26 protein-coding genes and 3 pseudogenes are annotated in these 22,664 nt (G+C 46.8%); 20 read left to right on the forward strand and 9 right to left on the reverse strand.

Annotated elements, in window-relative coordinates; genetic code table 11:
• The first annotated feature begins 16 nt into the window (after positions 1-16).
• Complete coding sequence (locus tag G9F48_RS06220) at positions 17-1,204, forward strand: class I SAM-dependent rRNA methyltransferase (RefSeq protein WP_165409224.1); 1,188 nt, start codon at positions 17-19, stop codon at positions 1,202-1,204.
• Positions 1,205-1,388: 184 nt separating this feature from the next.
• On the opposite strand, the gene G9F48_RS06225 is transcribed toward G9F48_RS06220, so the two are convergent.
• From G9F48_RS06225 to G9F48_RS06240, 4 genes are all read right to left on the reverse strand, one after another.
• Positions 1,389-2,150 (reverse strand): MerR family transcriptional regulator, encoded by a 762-nt coding sequence (locus tag G9F48_RS06225; protein WP_165409225.1) that lies wholly within the window; start codon positions 2,148-2,150, stop codon positions 1,389-1,391.
• Positions 2,151-2,304: 154 nt separating this feature from the next.
• Entirely contained in the window at positions 2,305-2,499 is a 195-nt protein-coding gene (locus tag G9F48_RS06230; protein ID WP_003150901.1) for a YwbE family protein, read from the reverse strand.
• 105 nt (positions 2,500-2,604) lie between these two features.
• Positions 2,605-3,285, reverse strand: a complete 681-nt coding sequence (locus G9F48_RS06235; RefSeq protein ID WP_012118753.1) for a CidB/LrgB family autolysis modulator — start codon at positions 3,283-3,285, stop codon at positions 2,605-2,607.
• Positions 3,267-3,653 (reverse strand): CidA/LrgA family holin-like protein, encoded by a 387-nt coding sequence (locus G9F48_RS06240; RefSeq protein WP_007407725.1) that lies wholly within the window; start codon positions 3,651-3,653, stop codon positions 3,267-3,269. The genes G9F48_RS06235 and G9F48_RS06240 overlap by 19 nt, the downstream gene beginning before the upstream one ends.
• A gap of 106 nt (positions 3,654-3,759) precedes the next feature.
• Between G9F48_RS06240 and cidR the strand changes: the two genes are divergently transcribed.
• From cidR to G9F48_RS06270, 6 genes and pseudogenes are all read left to right on the forward strand, one after another.
• Positions 3,760-4,668: a cidABC operon transcriptional activator CidR gene (gene cidR / locus G9F48_RS06245; RefSeq protein ID WP_003150908.1), complete on the forward strand. Its 909-nt coding sequence runs from the start codon at positions 3,760-3,762 to the stop codon at positions 4,666-4,668.
• A 1-nt stretch (position 4,669) separates the two neighbouring features.
• Entirely contained in the window at positions 4,670-5,488 is an 819-nt protein-coding gene (gene thiM / locus G9F48_RS06250; protein WP_165409226.1) for a hydroxyethylthiazole kinase, read from the forward strand.
• Complete coding sequence (gene thiE, locus G9F48_RS06255) at positions 5,485-6,159, forward strand: thiamine phosphate synthase (protein ID WP_003150910.1); 675 nt, start codon at positions 5,485-5,487, stop codon at positions 6,157-6,159. The genes thiM and thiE overlap by 4 nt, the downstream gene beginning before the upstream one ends.
• Positions 6,160-6,231: 72 nt before the next feature.
• Positions 6,232-6,553 (forward strand): annotated as a pseudogene (locus G9F48_RS06260) (Efem/EfeO family lipoprotein); the annotation flags it as partial.
• A gap of 18 nt (positions 6,554-6,571) precedes the next feature.
• On the forward strand, positions 6,572-7,828 hold the full coding sequence (efeB, locus tag G9F48_RS06265) for an iron uptake transporter deferrochelatase/peroxidase subunit (protein WP_088056384.1): 1,257 nt from the start codon (positions 6,572-6,574) through the stop codon (positions 7,826-7,828).
• 86 nt (positions 7,829-7,914) lie between these two features.
• Positions 7,915-8,517, forward strand: a complete 603-nt coding sequence (locus tag G9F48_RS06270) for a DsbA family oxidoreductase (RefSeq protein ID WP_129093809.1) — start codon at positions 7,915-7,917, stop codon at positions 8,515-8,517.
• 18 nt (positions 8,518-8,535) lie between these two features.
• Here the strand turns inward: G9F48_RS06270 and G9F48_RS06275 are convergent, their stop codons facing one another.
• The 3 genes from G9F48_RS06275 to G9F48_RS06285 all read right to left on the reverse strand — a co-directional run bounded on the left by G9F48_RS06275 (position 8,536) and on the right by G9F48_RS06285 (position 10,269).
• Positions 8,536-9,210 (reverse strand): glycosyltransferase family protein, encoded by a 675-nt coding sequence (locus G9F48_RS06275; protein ID WP_025649415.1) that lies wholly within the window; start codon positions 9,208-9,210, stop codon positions 8,536-8,538.
• Complete coding sequence (locus G9F48_RS06280) at positions 9,210-9,890, reverse strand: class I SAM-dependent methyltransferase (protein WP_003150915.1); 681 nt, start codon at positions 9,888-9,890, stop codon at positions 9,210-9,212. The genes G9F48_RS06275 and G9F48_RS06280 overlap by 1 nt, the downstream gene beginning before the upstream one ends.
• Before the next feature lie 217 nt (positions 9,891-10,107).
• Entirely contained in the window at positions 10,108-10,269 is a 162-nt protein-coding gene (locus tag G9F48_RS06285; protein WP_003150917.1) for an anti-repressor SinI family protein, read from the reverse strand.
• A 335-nt stretch (positions 10,270-10,604) separates the two neighbouring features.
• On the opposite strand from G9F48_RS06285, the gene G9F48_RS06290 reads away from it, so the two are divergent.
• From G9F48_RS06290 to galT, 5 genes and pseudogenes are all read left to right on the forward strand, one after another.
• Complete coding sequence (locus tag G9F48_RS06290) at positions 10,605-11,228, forward strand: TetR/AcrR family transcriptional regulator (RefSeq protein ID WP_003150919.1); 624 nt, start codon at positions 10,605-10,607, stop codon at positions 11,226-11,228.
• A gap of 79 nt (positions 11,229-11,307) precedes the next feature.
• Positions 11,308-11,694 (forward strand): GtrA family protein, encoded by a 387-nt coding sequence (locus tag G9F48_RS06295; RefSeq protein WP_032857211.1) that lies wholly within the window; start codon positions 11,308-11,310, stop codon positions 11,692-11,694.
• A 52-nt stretch (positions 11,695-11,746) separates the two neighbouring features.
• Positions 11,747-11,812, forward strand: a pseudogene (locus G9F48_RS20035) (galactokinase family protein); the annotation flags it as partial.
• A 38-nt stretch (positions 11,813-11,850) separates the two neighbouring features.
• Positions 11,851-11,946, forward strand: a pseudogene (locus G9F48_RS20040) (hypothetical protein); the annotation flags it as partial.
• Positions 11,936-13,477, forward strand: coding sequence for a UDP-glucose--hexose-1-phosphate uridylyltransferase (galT, locus tag G9F48_RS06305; RefSeq protein WP_165409227.1), 1,542 nt, complete (start codon positions 11,936-11,938; stop codon positions 13,475-13,477). The pseudogene G9F48_RS20040 and the gene galT, both read left to right, overlap by 11 nt.
• 16 nt (positions 13,478-13,493) lie before the next feature.
• On the opposite strand, the gene G9F48_RS06310 is transcribed toward galT, so the two are convergent.
• Positions 13,494-13,739: a GlsB/YeaQ/YmgE family stress response membrane protein gene (locus tag G9F48_RS06310; protein ID WP_003150926.1), complete on the reverse strand. Its 246-nt coding sequence runs from the start codon at positions 13,737-13,739 to the stop codon at positions 13,494-13,496.
• Between the two features lie 502 nt (positions 13,740-14,241).
• Between G9F48_RS06310 and qoxA the strand changes: the two genes are divergently transcribed.
• From qoxA to qoxD, 4 genes are read left to right on the forward strand one after another with little or no spacing between them, the layout of a single operon-like run.
• A complete protein-coding gene (gene qoxA, locus G9F48_RS06315; protein WP_014306059.1) occupies positions 14,242-15,207 on the forward strand; it encodes a cytochrome aa3 quinol oxidase subunit II in 966 nt (321 codons plus the stop codon).
• 27 nt (positions 15,208-15,234) lie between these two features.
• On the forward strand, positions 15,235-17,184 hold the full coding sequence (qoxB, locus tag G9F48_RS06320) for a cytochrome aa3 quinol oxidase subunit I (protein ID WP_014419186.1): 1,950 nt from the start codon (positions 15,235-15,237) through the stop codon (positions 17,182-17,184).
• 14 nt (positions 17,185-17,198) lie between these two features.
• Positions 17,199-17,813: a cytochrome aa3 quinol oxidase subunit III gene (gene qoxC, locus G9F48_RS06325; protein ID WP_003150930.1), complete on the forward strand. Its 615-nt coding sequence runs from the start codon at positions 17,199-17,201 to the stop codon at positions 17,811-17,813.
• Between the two features lies 1 nt (position 17,814).
• Positions 17,815-18,183 (forward strand): cytochrome aa3 quinol oxidase subunit IV, encoded by a 369-nt coding sequence (gene qoxD, locus G9F48_RS06330; protein ID WP_003150932.1) that lies wholly within the window; start codon positions 17,815-17,817, stop codon positions 18,181-18,183.
• A gap of 43 nt (positions 18,184-18,226) precedes the next feature.
• Here the strand turns inward: qoxD and ywcE are convergent, their stop codons facing one another.
• Entirely contained in the window at positions 18,227-18,487 is a 261-nt protein-coding gene (gene ywcE / locus G9F48_RS06335) for a spore morphogenesis/germination protein YwcE (protein WP_003150937.1), read from the reverse strand.
• A 254-nt stretch (positions 18,488-18,741) separates the two neighbouring features.
• Here ywcE and G9F48_RS06340 point away from each other — a divergent pair, with 254 nt between their 5' ends.
• The 4 genes from G9F48_RS06340 to G9F48_RS06355 all read left to right on the forward strand — a co-directional run bounded on the left by G9F48_RS06340 (position 18,742) and on the right by G9F48_RS06355 (position 22,646).
• Complete coding sequence (locus tag G9F48_RS06340) at positions 18,742-19,239, forward strand: GNAT family N-acetyltransferase (RefSeq protein ID WP_165409228.1); 498 nt, start codon at positions 18,742-18,744, stop codon at positions 19,237-19,239.
• A gap of 201 nt (positions 19,240-19,440) precedes the next feature.
• Positions 19,441-20,628, forward strand: a complete 1,188-nt coding sequence (locus tag G9F48_RS06345) for an FtsW/RodA/SpoVE family cell cycle protein (RefSeq protein ID WP_007407709.1) — start codon at positions 19,441-19,443, stop codon at positions 20,626-20,628.
• 103 nt (positions 20,629-20,731) lie between these two features.
• Positions 20,732-21,481 carry an oxygen-insensitive NADPH nitroreductase gene (nfsA, locus tag G9F48_RS06350; RefSeq protein WP_021494748.1) on the forward strand — a complete coding sequence of 250 codons (750 nt, stop codon included), beginning with the start codon at positions 20,732-20,734 and terminating at the stop codon, positions 21,479-21,481.
• Between the two features lie 163 nt (positions 21,482-21,644).
• Entirely contained in the window at positions 21,645-22,646 is a 1,002-nt protein-coding gene (locus G9F48_RS06355) for an LLM class flavin-dependent oxidoreductase (RefSeq protein WP_046560137.1), read from the forward strand.
• Positions 22,647-22,664 lie beyond the last annotated feature (18 nt).

The raw sequence follows: 22,664 nt of genomic DNA on the forward strand, positions 1-22,664 counted from the left end.
GAAAGAGGAATGCACAATGAAGCTACTTACAGTGAAAGATACATTTGCCAGAAAGCTGAAAAAAGGATTCCCCCTGATTGAAAAAGACGCTCTGTCCGGAAGCTCGGCTCATTTAACAGAGGGCGATCTTTTTGATGTGACATCCGAGAAGGGTGAGTTTATCGGAAAAGGCTATTACGGTTTGCAGAATAAAGGAGTCGGCTGGGTGCTGTCCCGCGCGAGAGATGAACGGATCGACGGACGTTTCTTTCTGGACAAGCTGAAAAAAGCGGCTGAAGCAAGAGCCCATCTGTTTAACGCGCCCGATACGACGGCGTTCCGGCTTTTCAACGGTGAGGGCGACGGCATCGGCGGCGTCACGATTGACTTTTATGACGGTTATCTGCTGATTCAATGGTACAGTAAAGGCATTTACGCTTATAAGGACAGCATGATTGAGGCGATTGACGGACTGGAGCTTTCTTATAAAGCGATCTATGAAAAGAAACGATTCGATACTGCCGGGCAATACGTGGAAGACGACGATTTTGTCAAAGGCGAAAGAGGAGCTTTTCCGGTCATTGTTCAAGAAAACGGCATACGGTACGCGGCGGATTTAAACGATGGGGCGATGACGGGCATTTTCTTAGACCAGCGTCATGTACGCAAAGCGATTCGGGACAAGTATGCAAACGGCAGACGGGTGCTGAATACGTTCTCTTATACGGGGGCATTTTCCGTTGCGGCGGCGCTTGGCGGAGCTGAGAAAACGACAAGCGTCGATGTCGCCAACCGCAGTCTCGCAAAAACGATTGAACAGTTCAGCGCCAACGGAATTGATTATGAGGCGCATGACATTAAAGTCATGGATGTTTTCAAATACTTCGGCTATGCGGAGAAAAAAGGGCTGGCGTTTGACCTCATCATCCTTGATCCGCCTTCTTTCGCCCGCACAAAAAAACGGACGTTCAGCGCGGCGAAAGATTATAAAAACCTGCTGAAGGAAACGATCGCCATCACCGCAAAAAACGGCATCATCGTCGCTTCGACAAACAGCAGCGCCTTCAATATGAAGAAATTTAAAGGTTTTATAGAGACCGCCTTTAAAGAAACAAATGAGCGTTACGACATTTTGGAAGAATACACGCTTCCGGAAGATTTCAAAACGATTCCCGCGTTTAAAGAAGGGAACTATTTGAAGGTTGTTTTCTTGCGGAAAAAATAGGATGATCATTTATAGCGTGGAAAGAGGGGAAAAGAAAACCCTCTTCCATCGCTCTAATACGGGATAAATAATCTTCATATCTTACTGTTTAAAGAAAAAAAACCGCTATTACTTAGTATCTCATCTGTGCCAAGTAAAGTGGCCTCACTAATCCCTCCGCCCAATTGTATCCTCGATAATGATTTTAATGGGCACCACCCTTTTTTTGAGTATCTATATAAATTGTAATGGCATCACTCATGAGCTTCGCCAACCCTTCACCATACCGGTCGATGTTCTTAGTGAAGCGTTCATCTTCAATATAGAGTTGACCTAATCCGTAAAAGGCATCAAAAGAATATTCACCAAAATTTTCATTGAGAAAATCAAACCACTCTTTGATAGCTGTTTGTACGTCTGGGGACTCGGGAGATTGGTTAATAAGGAGTGCAAATTTATTGAACATTGCAGTCCACTTATCAGATAAATCTTTTTGCTCACCATCAGTCATGTTTTTCAATCTAATATTTACCTTATCGACAGGTTGATCACCCCACCGTTTGCGGGCTTCTTGTTCATAAAGATTATGATTGAAGTTCATTCCCTCAAACCGCTCTTTGTTCGTCATGCAAATCTCTCCCATCATATGTTTGATTGATTTATCGATGGTTTCAATCATCTTATCGACTCTATTCCGTTTCTCAATCAACATTTTCTTTTGTAAAATGAATGCCTCCCTTCGGTTAAATGAAGGATTAGTAATGATTTCTTTAATCTCTTTTAAGGAGAAATCGAGCTCCTTGAAAAATAGTATCTGCTGCAGCTGTTCAAGATTCTCTTCAGAATAAAGCCGATAACCGGAATCGGTCGTTTCCTGAGGAGTCAATAATCCAATTTGATCGTAATGATGGAGAGTGCGTATGCTTACTCCAATCAGTTCAGCTACTTCTTTTACTTTCATACCCATACGTTTGCCGCCTCCTTAATGGCTACTCTAAAGTATTACGCAACGTAAGAGTCAATAGTTGGTTAAAAATTTTTTGTATATAAAGGGAGAACATATGAGGATTTCATTGCTGAAATTAAAGAAAAAAAGCCGGGCGTGAAGCTCCGGCTTTTTTCTATTCAATAATGTGCTGCACCCGGCCGATTCGCCCGTCTTCAAGGCGGACCTTAATGCCGCGCGGGTGGAAGCTTGAGTTCGTCAAAATATCCTTGACGATTCCTCTTGTCAGCTTTCCTGAACGCTGATCGGCTTTCAGGACGATATCGACTTCAAGTCCTTTTCTGATGCTGCTTCGCTGCTGGCCGTTCATATGACACATCCGTTCTTCAGTCTTTTCACTTCATGTCTTATCATATCGTGTTTTCGTCTTTTTATGAAGCAACTAAAAAAAGACCGCTCTGTAAGGAGCAGTCTTTTATGACATAAACGAAAGCAAAATCGGGGCCGCGCACAGTGTCATAATCGCGGCGAGAATCATGGACACGCTTGAGATCGTTCCTGATACGGAGCTGAGCTCAAATGCTTTAGATGTTCCCGCTCCGTGCGCGCTAGTTCCGAGCAGCACGCCCCGGGCAATTTCGTTATCAATGCGGAAATAGCGGATGACCATCGGCCCGATGATCGTTCCCAATAAAGCCGTTAAAATGACGAAAACCGCTGTAACGGCCGGCATCCCGCCGATCATTTCTGAAACGTTCATGGCAATCGGCGTCGTCACGGATCGCGGCACGAGACTGTCGACTAAGCTGCTGCCGAGATGGAACCATTTTGCGATAAAGGCTGTTGACAGAATGGCGATACATGAACCGACCGCTACGTTCAAAATAATTTCCACGGCGTATTTCTTTAAAATCGGGAAATATTTATAAAGCGGGATGGCGAACGCCACTGTTGCCGGCTGAAGCATATCGGTCAGCAGTCCGCCGCCGAGATTGTATGTCTGATACGGGACATTGACAAGAAGCAGCAGGACGACCAAAACAGCGGGCGTAATCAGAAGCGGCGACGTATACACCCGCGGAAAACGAATGTAGAGTTTTTTCGCGCCCAAATACACTAAGACAGTTAAGAATAAACTTATGATTCCGATGAACACGTTTGTTTTTTCTCCTTTCTTTTTGCTATCAGCTGTGTAAGCGTACCTGTTGAAACCATCACGACAAATGTGCTGATGACGACGACAAGTAAAATGCTTACGCCGAATTTAGACATAATATCTCCGTATTCAATCACTCCGACGGCAGACGGGATGAAAAACAGCAGCAGCTCACCGAGGAGCCATGCTGCGCCAAGCTCAATCCATTCAAGTTTGATAATCTTGAAGTGCAATAATGTGAAAAGAATCACAATCCCGATTATACTGCCGGGAATATTTATATGAAGAGCCGCCGTGACCCAATTGATCAGACGCGCAAATATAAACAGCAGAGCGATTTGAATAACGGTAAGCAGCAATTTTTTCATAATGATGCCTCCCTTATATTTATATTGTACAGAAGGTTTTGCTATAGGTAAAATACATATAAAGAATAATGTGTATTCCTTTTGTCTATAGAAAGGATGAAATGTAATGGATATTCGGCACTTAACGTATTTCTTGGAAGTGGCCCGTTTGAAAAGCTTTACGAAGGCCTCACAGTCGCTGTATGTTTCACAGCCGACAATCTCAAAAATGATTAAAAACCTGGAGACGGAGCTCGGCATTAAGCTGTTTTACCGCAATGGCCGGCAAGTTGAACTGACTGACGCCGGGCAGAGCATGTATGTGCAGGCGCAGGAAATCACAAAGTCATTCCAAAACCTGACGTCAGAGCTGAACGATATTATGGAAGTGAAGAAAGGGCACGTCCGCATCGGTCTTCCGCCGATGATCGGGTCCGGCTTTTTCCCGAGAGTGCTCGGTGACTTCCGCGTCACATACCCCGATGTGACGTTTCAGCTTGTTGAGGACGGCTCTATTAAAGTGCAGCAAGGGGTGGAGGACGGCTCGCTTGATATCGGGGTCGTCGTGCTTCCCGCGAATGAAGAGATTTTTCATACATTCACAATCGTCAAGGAAACCCTTATGCTCGTCGTCCATCCGTCACATCGGCTCGCTGACGAGAAAGAATGCAGTCTTCATGAATTGAAAGAAGAGCCGTTCATATTTTTCAGGGAGGATTTTGTCCTTCATAATCGAATTATGACGGAATGCGTGAAAGCCGGATTCAGGCCGCACGTCATTTATGAAACGTCACAGTGGGACTTTATCAGCGAAATGGTATCCGCCAATCTCGGTATCGGTCTGCTGCCGGAAAGAATCTGCCGCGGTCTTGATCCTGACAAAGTCAGAACCATTCCGCTCGTTCATCCGGTCATTCCGTGGCATTTAGCCATCATTTGGCGGAAAGACCGCTATATGTCCTTTGCTGCCAGAGCCTGGCTGGAGCATACGAAATCGTATTTATGGAATCCGAAAAAGAGAAAAAAGGATGATTAACATGGACGCACAAACCGCAGCTCAACACTTGAGTAAAGTGCGGGATCAAAACCCGCTTGTTCACAGTATCACCAATAATGTCGTCACGAACTTCACCGCTAACGGACTGCTCGCGCTCGGCGCATCGCCCGTTATGGCTTATGCAATTGAGGAGGCCGCCGACATGGCGAAAATCGCCGGAGCGCTCGTCCTGAACATAGGCACCCTCAGCTCGGCATCGGTTGAAGCTATGATCGCAGCCGGAAAATCGGCCAATGAAAACGGTGTTCCGGTCATTTTTGATCCGGTAGGCGCCGGCGCCACGCAGTTTCGGACGGCATCAGCCCGCAAGATCATACAGGAGGTCCGCTTGTCCGTTATTCGCGGAAATGCCGCGGAAATTGCCAATATTGCCGGCGCCCCTGATTGGAAGATAAAAGGCGTGGATGCGGGGGAAGCCGAAGGAGATGCGGTTCAGCTCGCTAAGACGGCTGCAAGCAGGCTGAAGACGGTCATTGCGATTACCGGAAAAACCGACGTCATCTCCGACGGCACCGACACATACGCCGTACATAACGGTGATAAACTGCTGACGAAGGTGACGGGGGCGGGATGCCTGCTGACGTCTGTAATCGGAGCCTTCTGCGCAGCGGGGCAGGACGTTCTGCAAGCGGCCGTTTCAGCCGTTTCTGTATACGGAAGCGCCGCTCAGCTTGCCGCTTTGGACACCTCCCATAAGGGGCCGGGCAGCTTCCAGATTGAGCTTTTAAACAAGCTGGCAAGCATCTCAGAACAAGAAGCGGCCGAGCTTGCTGCAATTGAAAGGGTGACAGAAAAATGACGCGTATTTCTCGGGAAATGATGAAGGATATGTTATCGGTTTATTTTATTATGGGGTCAAACAATACAAGCGCAGACCCGGTTTCCGTGGTGAAAAAAGCCATTGAGGGCGGCGCTACGCTTTTTCAATTTCGGGAAAAGGGGAGCGGTTCTTTAACAGGGGATGAACGTGTCCTGTTCGCGAAGCGGGTGCAGGATGTCTGCAGGCAGGCCGGGATTCCTTTCATCATTAATGATGATGTCGAATTGGCCTTGCGCCTTGAGGCGGACGGAGTGCATATCGGACAGGATGACGCAGACGCCGAAGAAACGAGAGCGGCAATCGGCGATATGATTCTCGGTGTGTCAGCACATAACGTCTCCGAGGTGAAGCGGGCGGAAGAAGCCGGAGCCGATTACGTCGGAATGGGCCCGGTCTATCCGACCGAAACAAAAAAAGATGCTGAAGCCGTGCAGGGCGTCACATTGATTGAAGAGGTAAGGCGTCAGGGCATCACCATTCCGATTGTAGGAATCGGCGGCATTACGGCTGACAACGCGGCGCCCGTCATTGAAGCGGGTGCAGACGGCGTCAGCATGATCAGCGCCATCAGCCAAGCCGAAGATCCAAAAGCGGCGGCGCGGAAGTTTTCAGAGGAAATTCGGCGCTCCAAAGCAGGGCTGTCCCGATAGGGCGGCCCTTTTTCTGTGTGCGCAAAAAGGCAGTGACGGACTTGGAGAATATAAGCCGTATGTCAAGAACAGAGCAATCAGCTTGCAATATCGACCGAAGCGTTTGACGGCTCTATCGCTTCTCTCAAAGTGACGCCTGAACCAATCACCGCCGGCGCCGAAGGCTCAAAAGCCCTCTATAAAACAGTGAATAGCGCCAGTGAGAGATCATTTCGAGGTCACGGAAAAACTTAATGCAGAATTCAGCGAATTTGAAGTTTTGATGTCGAAATACAAAACGTGCGATCAATCGTATACGTCTTGTGATACATTAAGTACAGATCAAATCAGAGAGATAAGCACGAAGCTGACGGCCCTTTCTGAAACCATGTCGAAGATTGCCGATGTGCTTTAAAAGGAGTTAAGACACAGCATGAGCGATGAACATAACAAGGAAAAACAGATCCACAGACGGGATGTCCTGAAGTGGGGCGCCGTCGCGGGCGCAGCCGTCGCTGTCGGAGCGAGCGGCCTCGGAGGACTCGCGCCGCTCTTCAAACCGGCGGCCACCGCTTCAAAGAAGAATGATGAAAAACATGATCGTGATCAAATCGTTCCTTTTTACGGAAAGCACCAAGCAGGAATCACAACAATGCATCAGACGTATGTGTATTTTGCGGCGCTTGATGTCATGTCAAGCGACAAAGCCGATGTCATCTCCCTTTTCAAACAATGGACAAGCTTGACGCAGCTGCTGACTTCAGGCGCCGTCCCGTCAGGCGAACAGAAAAATAAATATATGCCTCCGCAGGATACCGGGGAGTCGCAGGATCTGGCACCGGCGAATTTGACCGTTACCTTCGGCTTCGGCCCCGGGTTTTTCGAGAAAGACGGGAAGGACCGCTTCGGACTGAAAGATAAAAAACCGAAGCACCTCGCCGATATTCCGCCGATGCCTAACGACAAGCTCGATAAGAAACAAGGCGGCGGTGATATCGTCATACAGGTCTGCGCGGATAATGAACAAACGGCGTTTCACGCGGTGCGCAACCTGATGAAACAGGCATCGGGTGTGTGTGAAGTCCGCTTTCTCAATAAAGGTTTCTTAAGCGGCGGAAAAAACGGAGAAACACCGCGCAACCTCTTCGGATTCAAAGACGGTACCGGCAACCAAAGCACGAAGGATGAAAACCTGATGAATTCGATCGTTTGGGTTCAATCAGGAGAGCCGGACTGGATGACGGGCGGCACGTACATGGCGTTTAGGAAAATTAAGATGTTTTTAGATATATGGGACCGTTCATCCTTGAAGGAACAAGAGGACACGTTCGGGCGGGTGAAAAGCTCGGGCGCGCCTTTCGGACAAAAAAAGGAAACCGATCCCGTGAAGCTGAATCAAATTCCCGCCGACTCGCATGTCAGCGTGGCAAAATCAACCGGCAGACAGATCCTGCGCCGGGCATTTTCCTATACGGACGGAATTGATCCGAAGACGGGCTATGTTGACGCAGGCCTGCTGTTTATCTGCTTTCAAAAAGACCCGGACCGCCAATTTGTCCCGATGCTGAAGGCTTTGGCGGCAAAGGATGCGCTGAATGAATACACACAAACGATCGGCTCTTCCTTATTCGCCTGTCCCGGCGGCTGTAAAAAAGGAGAATATATCGCCCAAAGGCTGCTGGAATCGTGACACCTTCCATATGGAGGGTGTTTTTTAAAAAAACACTTGTAACTATAAAAGTTACAACTTAAAATGATAAGGAAAGGAGACTTACAATGACACTGCAGATTAAAGTATATTCTGATTATGTATGTCCGTTTTGCTATGTCGGCAAAGCGGCGTTTGAAGAAGCAATCAAGGACAAGGACGTACAGGTGGAATGGATGCCGTTTGAATTGCGTCCGAGCCCCTCGCCGAAACTTGATCCGGTGAATGATCCCGCCAAGCGGCAGATGTGGAAAAACTCCATTGAGCCGATGGCGCAGTCGTTAGGCGTTGAAATCACGTTCCCCCGCGTGTCACCGCATCCTTACACGGATTTGGCATTTGAAGGCTTTCATTTCGCAAAGGAACACGGGAAAGGAAGCGAATACCATACACGCGTTTTTCAGGCGTTCTTTCAGGAAGAACAAAATATCGGTGACGTTGGCGTGCTGACAAAGCTTGCGGAAGAAGCCGGACTTGACGGCGCTGCCTTCAAAGAGGCGCTTGAGACAAGAGCGTACAGACACGTACAGCGGGAAGCGCTCCGCCATGCTTATGAGGAAGCCGGCATTACGGCAGTGCCGACGTTTATCATCGGCGATGAGAGAATCCCTGGCGCGGCGGGGAAGGAAACCTTTGAACAAATCATTGAGCGGGAACTGAATAAACGTTAGTAAAAAGCCCTCTTTGCATCAGCGAGAGGGCTTTGCCATATAGTGTTTGACAAATGTTTGTCTGTCCGCTTCATATGCCGCGGCGTCAAAGGAGTCGCCGCAAAAATGAAGGCACCAAGGGTCTTTCTGGCAGGCGACGCCGACTTGATAGCCGTGTTTTTGAAATTCGAGCGACTGTGATGTGTCGTAAAAATGAAAGCCGCGAAACAAATCCTCCCGCCACTCCACGTCATATTGAGCGGCCATTAACAAGCCGTCAATGGCGTCAGCGGGCGTAAACAGGCCGTCTTCATCACCGTGCTCAAAATCCAGCGGGTGATAAGCATTCCCCCGGTATTCAATCACTTTTCCCATCCGCTGCCCGCTTTCCCACCAAATGCCGTTCGGCGGCAAGGTTTTGCAGCCGGCGACACCGAGAAGGCCGAGCTCCTGATGAGATTGAAAGATATGAAGCATGTCATGAAGGATATGCTGATGAATGATAAAAGTATCCTGATGCAGATAAATTTTATATTTGGAGGGGTGTTTCAGCGCTTTGTTGTAGGACGAGGCCATGCTTGCTGAATCGTATATCGGCATGATATCAACGGAGTATGAAGGGGGGACGGTAAGCTGCATGATATGGCTCTTGCACCGGGAGTACAGCGACTCATCATTCACACAGACGACAAACAGAAATGAATGTGAATCCATTACATGCTCCTCTCGGCCTCAATCACATATTGATAGGCCGATGCTTCTGTCATAAAGTCATGCCTTATGCCAAGCTGTACGCATACTTCGTGCAATGATGCGATGGCTTTGTGGTAAGAAGGGTGATCAACGCGGATCGCCTCAATGCGTTTGACCTCATAGCCGGCGGCTTTAAATAATGAAAGAGTCTCTTCCCGGGTAAAAAAACGCAGGTGGGTCTGATCCATTAATCCGGCGTCACTGTAAGTCCATTTGCCGGCTAAAAGCTCCAGCACGACTGAGATGTGGCCGACATTCGGTATGCATGCAAGCACCGTGCCGTCTTTTTTTACATAAGGACGAAGCTTTTTCAGCACTGTCCACGGGTCGATAAGATGCTCAAGAACGTCTCCGAACAGCATGCAGTCGAATTGCTCTGATTCGTACGGAAGAATGGCGGATTCAATGTCGCCGCAAAGCACGTGGCTCAATTTGCTTTCCGCCTTTTTTGCGGCTTCGGGATACGCTTCAATGCCGTAAACCGTTATTCCGCGGTCTTCGATCGCCGCTCCTAAATTGCCCGTTCCGCAGCCGACATCAAGCACTGTCCGCCAGTTTTCGTCTATTTTGTTCAATAAATAAGGATTCAGGCCTTCGTAGTAGTTCTGTTGTTTTTCATCATAATAGGGATTCGTATCCATCTGTGTATCACCTCATAAATGGGCATAATACACAAGATATGCAGCGGGGGGATCTCATATCACCATGTTTGGCTGTTCAATTGCGGAATACGGACGGGAATGGTTGTCCGGTATACGGTTTGTTCTCTGATTCCCCTCTTATTGCGGGTGTTCCTTTGAAAACTCGGGTGCGGGCGGACTGTGGCAGGTCATATAGTAAAAGGATCCGCCTGTAATCTTACCGCTGGCGGATGGTGTTTTTCATTGGTGTTTTTTTCTTCACCGCTTTTTCAGTATTTAAGAAGCGCCTCACATCGTCAATGTGCAAACCCATGATTCTAGCCTCTTGAATTAACAATTGCCAATCTTGATCTATATCTTTCATTACATGAGTTTTCATAAGAACCTCCAATTGAAAAATTGATTTGCCCAGCTACAGCAGCCAATGTATAACAAATATCACACATAGTTGGCCGGTAATCCCAAATTGAAGATGAATTCACCTACCTATTCCCTAAGAAAATGACTGAAATAACCAAAATCCTTCAAGAATTCTTACATATAATAATAAACAAATAAATACTGACTGGATAGTATGCAAATAAAAATAAACCATATGACCTATTAACATTTACCCTCAAAACGTCGATTAGCATATTCTTTTTGCATAAAAAATACCGCAAAAGAATGATTCGGTGTAAGATAAAGTGAATGATCAAACAGCTGGGGTAAAAAATGAAAAAAAACAAATTTCAAATTAAGAGAGAAGAAACATTTGAAAGTTTTATTGACGCAGGCCTTCATCTCCTGATTGAAAGAGCTTACGATTCAGTCTCAATCGATGACATCAGTAAAGCGGCGGGTTTCAGCAAAGGGGCGTTTTACGTTCATTTTGAAAGCAAGGAAGATTTTCTGAAGCATTTGTTAGAGAGGCGTCAGATTAAAAAAAGGATCATCACTGGCTATCTCGACGAATTAGAAAAGCAAACAGAGCGGCCGTTGACGCTTTGTGAAGCCGCGGCAAGCGCGGCCAGCCTGTTGATGCGGTTTGTAAACAGCAAGCCTGCCTGGAATGTTGTGTCTTTTGCCGTTCATATGCCCACTTACAAAGTCGTCAGTGAATATGAGGCGTATATCCGTCTGTATAAGTTATGGATAGAAGAAAGCACCATGTACATAAATTGGCTCAAATCGAGAAATTTAATAGAAGACCATATAGATACCGAGCATACCGCTAACATGATGTGCGCGCTCATCGACGGGATGATTAAGCAATCCAATGTGCTGGGAAGGCCGGTTACTTTCCGCAGCATGTTTGACGCGCTCTATGTTTTTGTCAGCGGCAGAAAATCAGGGTAACGTTCTTCTTGATTTGACAAAAGGTTTAGAAAAGTCTTTCAGAAAGCGAGGAACTGCCATGCGCTACAGAGAAATTATGATGTATATCATTATGGGGATATTCACGACCATCGTGAATATCGTCAGTTTTTACATTCTGACGTCGGCATTTGAGATGGATTACAAGGCGGCGACTGTCGCCGCTTGGATTCTGTCCGTTCTATTTGCTTATGTTACGAATAAACGGTATGTCTTTCAGCAAAAGACCGCGGGGATGCGGAGTCTGATGAAAGAATTAACGGCCTTTTTCAGCGTGCGGGTACTGTCTCTCGCCATCGATCTCGCCATGATGATTCTTCTGGTCAGTCAATTTCATATGAACGAAACATTGGCGAAAATCGCCGATAACGTCATTATTGTAGTCGTCAACTATGCGGCCAGCAAATGGATTGTCTTCAGAAAAGCGAAAGAAGAGGGCGTGTCATAACGGTTTCTTTCCGCGCCCCGGGGGGAAAGTGTAATGGTGGAAGGGGATGCGTATGAAGCACAAAATAAAGAAAGCGTTTGCTGATGTATTCGGGGAATCGGAGGACCTGCGCGTTTTCTTTGCGCCCGGCAGAGTGAATCTCATCGGAGAGCTAACGGGGGCCGCTATGAGGAGAAGACAGGGAGAAAAGCTGACTTTTACACGGCGGATATCGGAGCGAGAGAACTAAAGGGGGATGACGATGGCAATTGAGCGGCACGTGGAACGTTTAATCCGGTACGGATTGCAAAAAGAGCTGATTTCATTTCTTGATATTGAATATACAAGAAACCGTTTATATGAAACTTTGCATATTACCCATCCGGAGGCTTCAGAACAGAAAGAAAATGAATCGTCGGCATCATTGCCGGACATATTGGCCCCGATTTATGAATGGGCGGCAGAAACGGGCCGGATTGCAGCCGATACAGACACCTATCGCGACCTGCTGAGCGCGAAGATCATGGGCTGCTTTGCCCCGCAGCCGTCCGAGATTGTCCGTCGTTTTGAAGAAACAAAGGCGGTGCACGGGCCGGAGCAGGCGACAAAGGCGTTTTACCGATTTTCAGAGGATGTGTATTATATCCGTTCGGACAGAATACAGCGGAATGTCGGGTGGACGGCTGAGACGGCTTACGGAAAGCTGGACATCACGATCAATCTTTCAAAACCGGAAAAAGATCCGAAAGCAATTGCCGCTGCCAAAGAGCAGCCTCAATCCGATTATCCGAGATGTGTTCTTTGTAAAGAAAATGTCGGGTACGAGGGGAGACCGGATCACCCGGCGCGTCAAAACCTTCGTGTCATTCCGGTCATTCTCGGCGATGAGCAGTGGTTTCTGCAATTTTCTCCGTATGTGTATTACCGGGAGCATTGCATCGTTTTGAAAGACCGGCACGAACCGATGAAGATCAGCAAAAAAACGTTTGACCGGCTGCTGTCGTTCGTCAGCCAGTATCCTCATTATTTTCTCGGTTCCAATGCTGATCTGCCGATTGTCGGCGGCAGTATTTTAAGCCACGACCATTTTCAGGGGGGCCATTATGAATTCCCGATGGCGCGGGCGGAGACAGAAAGCCGGTACAGGCTGCCTGACTATCCGAAAACGGTGCTGGGAATTGTGAAGTGGCCGATGTCGGTCATCCGCCTGCAGAGCGAGAGCGCGTCTGAGCTTTCCGGCGCGGCGGATGCCATCCTGCGGGCATGGCGCGGTTATTCCGATGAGGAGGCTGATCTCCTCGCCTGTTCAGGAGAAACACCGCACAATACAATTACGCCGATTGCCCGGCGGAGAAACGGTTTATTCGAATTAGATCTCGTCCTCAGAAATAACCGCACCTCTGATGAGCATCCGCTGGGAATTTTTCATCCCCATCAGGAAGTTCATCACCTGAAAAAAGAAAATATCGGACTGATTGAGGTAATGGGGCTTGCGATTCTGCCGGGCCGCCTTGAACAAGAAATGAAATACACGGCTGAAGCGCTGTGCTCACCGGACCCGGAAGCGGTCTTAACGGCAGACCCTTCTGCGGCAAAGCATAAAGATTGGGCGCTCAGTGTGCTGCATAAGCGGAAGGTAACGAAAGAAAACGCGGAACAGATTCTGAAAGAGGAAATCGGCCATGCCTTTGCGCGGATACTGGAGCATGCCGGCGTCTTTAAACAGACAGAAGAAGGCAGAGCGGCTTTCCGGCGGTTTATCCGCCATTTGGGCGCTCTACCGGAAAAAAGCCCCATCCCATAAGGGACGAGGCTTTTTTTTATCCTCTGCTTCTGGCGATCAGGCTGAATAAGAATACCACGATCGCAGCTCCGATGATTGCCGGAATGATGGCAAAGCCGGCAAGGTGAGGACCCCATGTGCCGAGCAGTCCGTGCCCGATCCATGCGCCGATCAGACCGGCGATCATTGACCCGATGATTCCCCCGGGCATACTGCCTTTTACAAATAAACTTCCGATCCAGCCGATAATAATAGCGACAATCAGAGATACGATAAAACCCATAAATATCACTTCCTATTTTTTATTATTTATGCCTATATGTTTCCTTCGTTTTGTCCATATTAAACATATGAATGCGTTTTTTATAATGAACATATCAAGGCGCGTTCCGGTCTTTTTTTTCACAATGCGTTGCGTTAAAATGGAAACCGTGTGAAAAGGTGTGAGCAAAGGAAAAAATATTTCTTTTGTAGAATGTTTAACAAAATGAAACTTTTTGTTGACCAGCGATTTTTATTATGGTAAACCTTTATTTGGTATTATTCGTTCTCGCTATCTTTTTTCTCTATATATGCTAAATGATCTAAAACTTTTTATGTTTGATTTACGCAAGTGGAAAAAGTTCATGCATTTTTTGACGATTTTGTGACATTAGGTCGAAAAAAAGATGAACTTTAGAAAAAAATAAAGCTAATAAGGGCAGATTTTGATAGCATAACAAGGTAGATAGAGAAAAGATTTTGAGAAAGTACATTTCAGATTCACTACATCAATAGGAAGGATGGTGATCTTCTTGTTCAGAGCATTTAAACCGTTACTTTTATTAGCGATGTTGGCTGTTGTTTTCGTACTGGGCGGATGCAGCGACATTTCCGTTTTAGATCCGAAAGGACCTGTAGCAGACCAGCAGAAAGATCTGATTCTCTTGTCAATCGGATTTATGCTGTTCATTGTCGGCGTCGTATTCGTACTATTTACAATCATTTTAGTGAAATACCGCGACCGCAAAGGCAAAGACAGCGGAAATTACAAGCCCGAGATGCACGGCAACACGTTCTTAGAAGTAGTCTGGACAGTGATCCCAATTTTAATTGTTATTGCACTTTCTGTGCCTACCGTACAGACGATATATTCGTTAGAAAAAGCGCCTGAAGCGACAAAGGATAAAGAGCCTCTTGTTGTTTATGCTACTTCGGTAGACTGGAAATGGGTATTCAGCTACCCTGAGCAGGATATTGAGACGGTTAACTACCTGAACATTCCTGTAGACCGTCCGGTTTTATTTAAAATTTCTTCAGCAGATTCAATGGCATCGCTATGGATTCCTCAGCTTGGGGGACAAAAATACGCGATGGCGGGAATGCTGATGGATCAATACTTACAGGCTGACAAAGTGGGGACATATGAAGGCCGCAACGCGAACTTCACCGGCGAACACTTTGCCGACCAGAAATTCAACGTAAAAGCTGTTACGCAAAAAGACTTTAACAGCTGGGTGAAAAAAGCCCAAAGCGATTCTCCAAAGCTGACGAAAGAGAAGTATGACGAACTGATGCTTCCGGAGAATGTCGGAAAATTAACGTTCTCTTCTACACACTTAAAATACGTTGACCACGGCCAAGATGCCGAATATGCGATGGAGGCGCGCAAACGCCTTGGCTACAAAGCCGTATCACCGCACTCTAAAACAGACCCGTGGGAAGATGTAAAGAAAAACGAATTTAAAGTATCCGACGATAAACAAGATTGAAATTGAACAAGAAAGGAGGAAGCCCGAATGAAATTGAGATGGGATGAATTTTTTGTAACAGGTGACCCATTAATTCTGGGCGCACAAGTTTCCATTGCGCTTTCCACTATCGCTATCATCGTTGTACTCACATACTTCAAAAAGTGGAAATGGCTCTGGTCTGAATGGCTGACGTCTGTAGACCATAAGAAACTTGGAATCATGTACATTATCTCTGCTGTTATCATGCTGTTCCGCGGCGGGGTCGACGGCTTGATGATGCGCGCCCAGTTAGCGCTTCCTAATAACAGTTTTTTAGACTCAAACCACTATAATGAGATCTTTACGACTCACGGTACGATCATGATTATCTTCATGGCGATGCCGTTTTTAATCGGTCTGATCAACGTTGTCGTACCTTTGCAGATCGGTGCGCGCGACGTAGCATTCCCTTACTTGAACAACCTGAGTTTCTGGACGTTCTTCGTAGGTGCGATGCTTTTCAATATTTCTTTCGTTATCGGAGGTTCTCCGAACGCAGGCTGGACGAGTTACATGCCGCTGGCAAGCAACGACATGAGTCCCGGGCCTGGTGAGAACTTCTACCTGCTCGGTCTTCAGATTGCCGGTATCGGTACGCTGATGACGGGTATCAACTTTATGGTGACGATCCTGAAAATGCGTACAAAAGGCATGACGCTGATGCGTATGCCGATGTTCACATGGACAACGCTGATTACAATGGTTATTATCGTATTCGCCTTCCCTGTTTTGACAGTGGCATTGGCGCTGTTATCATTTGACCGTTTGTTCGGCGCTCACTTTTTCACGCTGGAAGCCGGCGGTATGCCGATGCTTTGGGCTAACTTGTTCTGGATTTGGGGACACCCTGAAGTATATATCGTTATCTTACCGGCATTCGGTATTTTCTCTGAAATTATTTCAGCGTTTGCAAGAAAGCAGTTATTCGGTTACAAAGCGATGGTCGGCTCAATTATCGCCATTTCCGTCCTGAGTTTCCTTGTATGGACTCACCACTTCTTCACAATGGGGAACAGTGCGTCTGTTAACTCTTTCTTCTCGATTACAACGATGGCGATTTCGGTTCCGACCGGGGTTAAAATCTTTAACTGGCTCTTTACGATGTATAAAGGCCGGATCAGTTTTACAACACCGATGCTGTGGGCGCTTGCGTTCATCCCGAACTTCGTTATCGGCGGGGTAACAGGGGTTATGCTTGCGATGGCTGCAGCGGATTATCAATACCATAATACGTACTTCCTCGTATCTCACTTCCACTATGTGCTGATCGCGGGTACGGTATTTGCATGTTTCGCAGGATTTATTTTCTGGTATCCGAAAATGTTCGGCCACAAGCTGAACGAAAGAATCGGAAAATGGTTCTTCTGGATCTTTATGATCGGATTTAATGTATGTTTCTTCCCTCAATACTTCTTGGGGCTGCAAGGTATGCCTCGCCGTATTTACACTTACGGACCGAATGACGGATGGACTGCATTGAACTTTATTTCAACTGTCGGAGCCTTCATGATGGGTGTCGGATTCTTAATCCTTTGCTACAACATCTACTACAGCTTCCGCTACTCTACTCGCGAGATCAGCGGAGATTCATGGGGCGTGGGACGTACGCTTGAGTGGGCGACTTCATCTGCGATTCCGCCGCATTACAACTTTGCGGTGCTTCCTGAAGTGAAATCTCAAGATGCGTACCTGCAATTGAAAGAAGACAAAACGGATATTCATCCGGAAAGCAAGTTCAAGAAAATCCATATGCCGCACAACTCCGGAAGACCGCTTATTATGTCAGTGGCGTTCGGTATTGCAGGCTTCGGACTTGTGTTTGAATGGTTCTGGATGGGCATTGTCGGCTTGATCGGCATTCTGCTTTGCATGGTGCTTCGTTCATTTGAATATGACAATGGCTACTATATACCTGTTGAAGAAATAAAAGAGACGGAAAGAAAGATTTCCGAATAAAGGAGGCGTGATTTATGGAACATGCAGAACACGGCAATTCTAACGCGCCTATGGAATATCAATCTGAAACCGGCAGACTCAATATTCTCGGGTTTTGGATCTTTTTAGGGGCAGAGATTGTGTTGTTCTCAACACTATTTGCAACCTTCTTCGTTCTTCAAAGAAGAACAGCAGGAGGAGTCTTACCGGCTGAATTATTTGAAGTGAAGCTTGTCATGATCATGACATTCCTGCTTCTGATCAGCAGTTTCACCTGCGGGATCGCTGTTCATGAAATGCGTCGCGGAAGTTTAAAAGGCGTCGTCATTTGGACGATCATTACGCTTCTTCTTGGTGCGGGCTTCGTCGGATGTGAGCTTAACGAGTTCATCCACTATGTACATGAAGGAGCATCTCTCGGTACAAGTGCTTTCTGGTCTGGATTCTTCGTCCTTCTGGGAACGCACGGAACGCACGTAACGATCGGTATCTTCTGGATTGCCGGCATCTTACTGCAATTGAAGAAACGCGGATTAACGCCGCAGACGTCTTCAAAAATCTTTATCTCAAGTTTATACTGGCACTTCTTAGACGTTGTTTGGATCTTCATCTTTACAGGCGTCTATCTCATCGGATTGGGGGGACTATAATATGGCAAACAAATCTGCTGAACACAGCCACTTTCCGTGGAAGCATATCGTAGGTTTTGCGTTGTCTATTATTCTGACCCTGCTGGCCCTTTGGGTTGCGGTATATACGGATTTAAGCTCATCAGCAAAACTGTGGATCATTTTCGGATTCGCATTTATCCAAGCCGGTCTTCAGCTTCTCATGTTCATGCACATGACAGAAAGCGAAAACGGCGGAATTCAAGTCGGAAACACGCTCTTCGGATTTTTCGGAGCGATTGTTATCATCCTTGGTTCCATCTGGATCTTTGCGGCGCACTACCATCACGGTGACCATATGGATGGAAACCCTCCTGGCGGTGCGAAGCAACATTCCGAACATCAGGAATAAAAAGAAACCCTCTTCGTTCAGGCGAAGAGGGTTTTTTGTGCCTTTATTGGCTTCTTCTCCGGCGCAGGCGCGGAAGGCCGTAAATGATAAAGGCGGCGATATGGGCAACGATGACGTTGACGGCAAACAGGATGATCATGAGTGTGTGGCCGAGAGGGGACAGGCTGCTGGTTGCGTAAAAGTAGAAGAAAACCCACATGAGAATAATTGGCGGTATGGCCGAAAGAGCGACTTTTTTGTTATCCAGCCAGATAAAGAGGGGTGTTGCGCTTGCGACCAGTAAATAAGCAAAAAACATGTCCATCTTACATGTCTCCTTTCATTTTATGGGAGCGTTTCCAAAATGAAATACAGAGAATAAAATGTGTCTGTTTTGTGGTCGTTTTTTGAACATTTTGTTACAATTATTATACCATGTTTTCCAATTTTTGATACCGCTTTTTCGAGAAATGTATTGCAACTATTGCCTCATTTTTGGATAGGTACAAGAAACCGGAAAGATCAAATACCCTGTCACATTTCCGTACAAGGGAATGGCACAGGCTGTGAACCTTTGCTATGTTCAAAGAAAACATGCACAGCAAGGGTGGTTTTGAAGTGGACGTAACAAAAGACGATGTCACAGCGCCGGACGTCATTGCGCTTTTGCAGGAGCATCTGAAGAGCATGACCATGCATTCTCCCCCGGAAAGTATACACGCGCTCAATGCGGACCGGCTGCGTCAGCCTGACGTTACGTTTTGGAGTGCGAGGGAAGACGGCGTCCTGCTCGGCTGCGGCGCCTTAAAGGAGCTAAACAGCCGGCACGGTGAGATCAAATCAATGAAAACCTCTCCGCATCATGTCAGAAAAGGCGCAGCCAACCGGATCCTCCGCCATATGCTTGAAGAAGCAAGGCGGCGGGGCTATGAGCGGATCAGCTTAGAAACCGGTTCTATGGAGGCTTTTCTCCCCGCCAGACGCCTGTATGAAAAAGCCGGGTTTCAATATTGTGATCCGTTTGCACATTATAAAGAGGACCCGAACAGCTTGTTTATGACGTTAAACATAGGCTGAAACCCCTTTTCTGACGAGAAGGGGTTTTTTATCGGAAAAGTTTCATCATGACCGAAACATTTCCTTTTCTGACACGTCATATGTCGTGTAGTCCCCAAACCGTAAAAAATAAAAAGGAAGCAACCTCATCATGTTTTCTTGAACGGTGTTCATGTATAATAAACAATAGTGACTTCCGATGAAAATGTAAGGCGGGATAGAATGAGTCGATATAAGAAACAGCAAAATCCCTATTATCAGGGGGATTTGATTTTTATATTTGGTGTGTTTTTAATAATTAGTGTTGCGGCGATTTATGCGGCCGGACAGTTCGGGCAGTATGGAGGCAGTGCCTGGATGAAGCAGATTGTCTTCTATGTTATAGGTGCGGGATTCATCGGATTATTGCTGTACTTTGATTTAGAGCAGCTTGAGAAACTGAGTCTGTATGTATTGATTGCCGGCGTGCTGTCGCTGCTCCTTCTGCGTGTGGCGCCGGAATCCATCGCGCCGATTAAAAACGGAGCGAAGAGCTGGTTTCAAATCGGAAACTTTACCCTCCAGCCCTCTGAGTTTACGAAAATAGGAATTATGATGATGGTCGCGTCCATTATATCGAAGGCGGGCCCGAAGGATCAAAGATCACTTCGGGAAGATGTGAATCTGCTTTTGAAAATTGCGGCATGGACGGTTATTCCGATCGGGATGATCGTTTTGCAGGATGCCGGAACGGGTGCGATCTGTCTGTTTATCGTTATGGTGATGGTGTTTATGTCAGGTGTAAACTGGAAGCTGATCACCATCATCGGCGGTTCGGCCGCGCTTGTGCTTGGCCTATTCTTAGTGCTTGTAATTGAATTTCCCCATGTGGCGAATTCGATCGGTATTGCGGATTATCAAATTAACCGGATTACATCGTGGATGTCTGACTCCAGTGCGGCAACGACTCAGGCCGAGAGCGATAAAAGCTGGCAGGTGGATCAGGCCGTTATGGCGATCGGATCGGGCGGCATTACCGGAAACGGCGTTCATAATCTGAAAGTGTACGTACCTGAGGGACAGACTGACTTTATCTTTGCGATTTTGGGTGAAAGTTTTGGGTTTTTAGGCTGCGCCATTGCGGTTGTCATGTTTTTCTTTTTAATTTACAGGCTTGTGGTGCTGATTGACCGCTTGCATGCGTTTAACCGATTTGGCGCGTTTTTTTGCGTAGGGTTTACTGCACTTATCGTGATTCACACCTTCCAGAACATCGGGATGAATATCGGCATTATGCCGGTTACAGGTATTCCGCTGCTGTTTGTCAGCTATGGGGGGAGCTCGGTGCTTTCTACATTAATCAGCTTCGGGATCGTATATAACGCAAGTGTGCAGCTGACGAAATATAAAAGCTACTTGTTCAATTCTTAATGTGAGACGGCTCGTTTTTCGGGCTGTCTTTTTTTTGTTTAGAGCATTTCGCTTTTGGCATGATACTCTTTCGGATATGATATATAGAGAAGGAGGCTTTTATATGAACAATACCATCGAAACCATACTTAATCATCGGTCGATCCGATCATTTACTGACGAGCTTCTGACAGCAGAAGAGATAGATACATTAGTGAAAAGCGCCCAGGCGGCGTCAACGTCCAGTTACGTGCAGGCTTACTCCATCATCGGCGTAACCGATAAGGAGAAAAAGCGGAAGCTGGCGGCACTGGCCGGAAACCAGCCTTACGTCGAAAATAACGGGCACTTGTTTGTGTTTTGCGCTGATTTGTACCGCCATAAAAAACTTGCTGAGGAAAAAGGCGAAAACATTACCGAGCTTCTTGAGAATACGGAAATGTTTATGGTCAGCGTCATTGATGCCGCACTTGCCGCACAAAATGTAAGTGTTGCCGCGGAATCAATGGGACTCGGCATTTGTTATATCGGAGGCATTCGAAATGAACTTGATCAGGTGACGGAAGTGCTTGGTACACCTGACCATGTGCTGCCGCTGTTCGGCTTGGTAGTCGGTCATCCCGCTCATCCGTCCGGTCAAAAGCCGCGCCTGCCGAAACAAGCCGTATATCATGAAAACACGTACGATACGAATGAAGAAAACTTCCGCAGTTATATGAAGGAATATGATGAAACCATTTCCGATTATTATGATAAACGGACAAACGGCAAGCGGGTTGAAACGTGGTCTGATCAAATCCTGCAGTTCATGAAACAAAAACCGAGAACCTATTTAAATCAATATGTAAAAGATAAAGGTTTTCAAAAGAATTAAGAAAAAACCTCTCCTGACCGGGAGAGGTTTTTTTATGTTTCACGTGTAACATATTTCGACAAAATGGAACAAGGTATATAAATGTTTATCATCAGGGATGCTTATAAGCATACAGAAAGAAAAAACGGCTTAGCAGTGGTACGATGTTGATGAGGTGACAGTGATGATTTCATTAAGTATATTGGATCAATCTCCTGTATCAGAAGGGTGTTCTGCGGAAAGTGCACTGCGGAATACAGTAAGACTGGCGCAGGAGGCGGAAAAGCTCGGATATAAGAGGTTTTGGGTGTCAGAGCATCATTTTTCAGAGCGGTTGGCGGGTTCAAGCCCTGAAGTGCTGATCAGTCATATTGCGGCGAAAACGAATGACATTCGGGTAGGATCAGGCGGTGTCATGCTTCCGCATTACAGCGCATATAAAGTGGCGGAGAATTTCCGCGTGCTCGAAGGGTTGACGCCGGGCAGAATCGATCTCGGATTAGGGAGAGCGCCGGGCGGAATGCCGATCGCATCATGGGCGCTGAATGACGGAGGGAAGCGTAACGCTGATCAATATCCGCAGCAGCTTCGTGAGCTGGCGATGTATTTGCATGATGCAGCTGATGACAATCACCGTTTTCCGAATCTGACCGCATCACCCCTTATTAAGACGGCGCCGGAAGTCTGGCTTCTCGGTTCTTCGGGGGAAAGCGCGCTTCTGAGCGCAGAAATGGGAGCAGGCTATATGTTTGCCCACTTTATTAATGGAGAAGGCGGAGAAAGCACGACAGCACAATATAAGCGCAGATTTAAACCTTCTGTATTAGGAAAAGAACCAAAAACAGCCGTGGCGGTGTTTGTGCTGTGCGCGGATACGGAGGAGAAAGCGGAGGAACTCGCGGCCGTCATGGATTATACGCTGCTTGCGGGTGAACAGGGGATTCCGCTTCACGGCGTACCGTCTTACGAAACCGTCCGCGGCAATACGTATACACCGTATGAACAAAGACGAATTGCCGATAATCGGAATCGGATGATCATCGGAACGAAGCAGCAAGTGAAGGAACAGATTTTGGCTCTCAGTAAAGCATATGGAACGGAAGAAGTGATGGCTGTAACCATTACTCATCATTTTGAAGATAAACTTCAGTCATACCGTCTGCTTCGAGAAGCTTTTGCCGAATAATCAGAAAGAAACCCTGCT

This window comes from Bacillus sp. EKM420B, from assembly GCF_011065565.1.
Lineage (GTDB): Bacteria > Bacillota > Bacilli > Bacillales > Bacillaceae > Bacillus > Bacillus velezensis.

Coding starts and splice junctions, on each gene's coding strand:
- G9F48_RS06295 (WP_032857211.1), top strand. CDS start 11,308: ATGTATATCATTATGGGGATATTCACGACCATCGTGAATATCGTCAGT.
- G9F48_RS06240 (WP_007407725.1), bottom strand. CDS start 3,653: ATGAAAAAATTGCTGCTTACCGTTATTCAAATCGCTCTGCTGTTTATA.
- G9F48_RS06230 (WP_003150901.1), bottom strand. CDS start 2,499: ATGAACGGCCAGCAGCGAAGCAGCATCAGAAAAGGACTTGAAGTCGAT.
- qoxD (WP_003150932.1), top strand. CDS start 17,815: ATGGCAAACAAATCTGCTGAACACAGCCACTTTCCGTGGAAGCATATC.
- G9F48_RS06345 (WP_007407709.1), top strand. CDS start 19,441: ATGAGTCGATATAAGAAACAGCAAAATCCCTATTATCAGGGGGATTTG.
- G9F48_RS06310 (WP_003150926.1), bottom strand. CDS start 13,739: ATGGGTTTTATCGTATCTCTGATTGTCGCTATTATTATCGGCTGGATC.
- galT (WP_165409227.1), top strand. CDS start 11,936: ATGGCAATTGAGCGGCACGTGGAACGTTTAATCCGGTACGGATTGCAA.
- G9F48_RS06280 (WP_003150915.1), bottom strand. CDS start 9,890: ATGGATACGAATCCCTATTATGATGAAAAACAACAGAACTACTACGAA.
- qoxB (WP_014419186.1), top strand. CDS start 15,235: ATGAAATTGAGATGGGATGAATTTTTTGTAACAGGTGACCCATTAATT.
- ywcE (WP_003150937.1), bottom strand. CDS start 18,487: ATGGACATGTTTTTTGCTTATTTACTGGTCGCAAGCGCAACACCCCTC.
- nfsA (WP_021494748.1), top strand. CDS start 20,732: ATGAACAATACCATCGAAACCATACTTAATCATCGGTCGATCCGATCA.
- G9F48_RS06285 (WP_003150917.1), bottom strand. CDS start 10,269: ATGAAAACTCATGTAATGAAAGATATAGATCAAGATTGGCAATTGTTA.
- G9F48_RS06270 (WP_129093809.1), top strand. CDS start 7,915: ATGACACTGCAGATTAAAGTATATTCTGATTATGTATGTCCGTTTTGC.
- G9F48_RS06225 (WP_165409225.1), bottom strand. CDS start 2,150: ATGGGTATGAAAGTAAAAGAAGTAGCTGAACTGATTGGAGTAAGCATA.
- G9F48_RS06290 (WP_003150919.1), top strand. CDS start 10,605: ATGAAAAAAAACAAATTTCAAATTAAGAGAGAAGAAACATTTGAAAGT.
- G9F48_RS06275 (WP_025649415.1), bottom strand. CDS start 9,210: ATGGATTCACATTCATTTCTGTTTGTCGTCTGTGTGAATGATGAGTCG.
- G9F48_RS06220 (WP_165409224.1), top strand. CDS start 17: ATGAAGCTACTTACAGTGAAAGATACATTTGCCAGAAAGCTGAAAAAA.
- qoxC (WP_003150930.1), top strand. CDS start 17,199: ATGGAACATGCAGAACACGGCAATTCTAACGCGCCTATGGAATATCAA.
- G9F48_RS06340 (WP_165409228.1), top strand. CDS start 18,742: ATGTTCAAAGAAAACATGCACAGCAAGGGTGGTTTTGAAGTGGACGTA.
- cidR (WP_003150908.1), top strand. CDS start 3,760: ATGGATATTCGGCACTTAACGTATTTCTTGGAAGTGGCCCGTTTGAAA.
- G9F48_RS06355 (WP_046560137.1), top strand. CDS start 21,645: ATGATTTCATTAAGTATATTGGATCAATCTCCTGTATCAGAAGGGTGT.
- thiM (WP_165409226.1), top strand. CDS start 4,670: ATGGACGCACAAACCGCAGCTCAACACTTGAGTAAAGTGCGGGATCAA.
- efeB (WP_088056384.1), top strand. CDS start 6,572: ATGAGCGATGAACATAACAAGGAAAAACAGATCCACAGACGGGATGTC.
- thiE (WP_003150910.1), top strand. CDS start 5,485: ATGACGCGTATTTCTCGGGAAATGATGAAGGATATGTTATCGGTTTAT.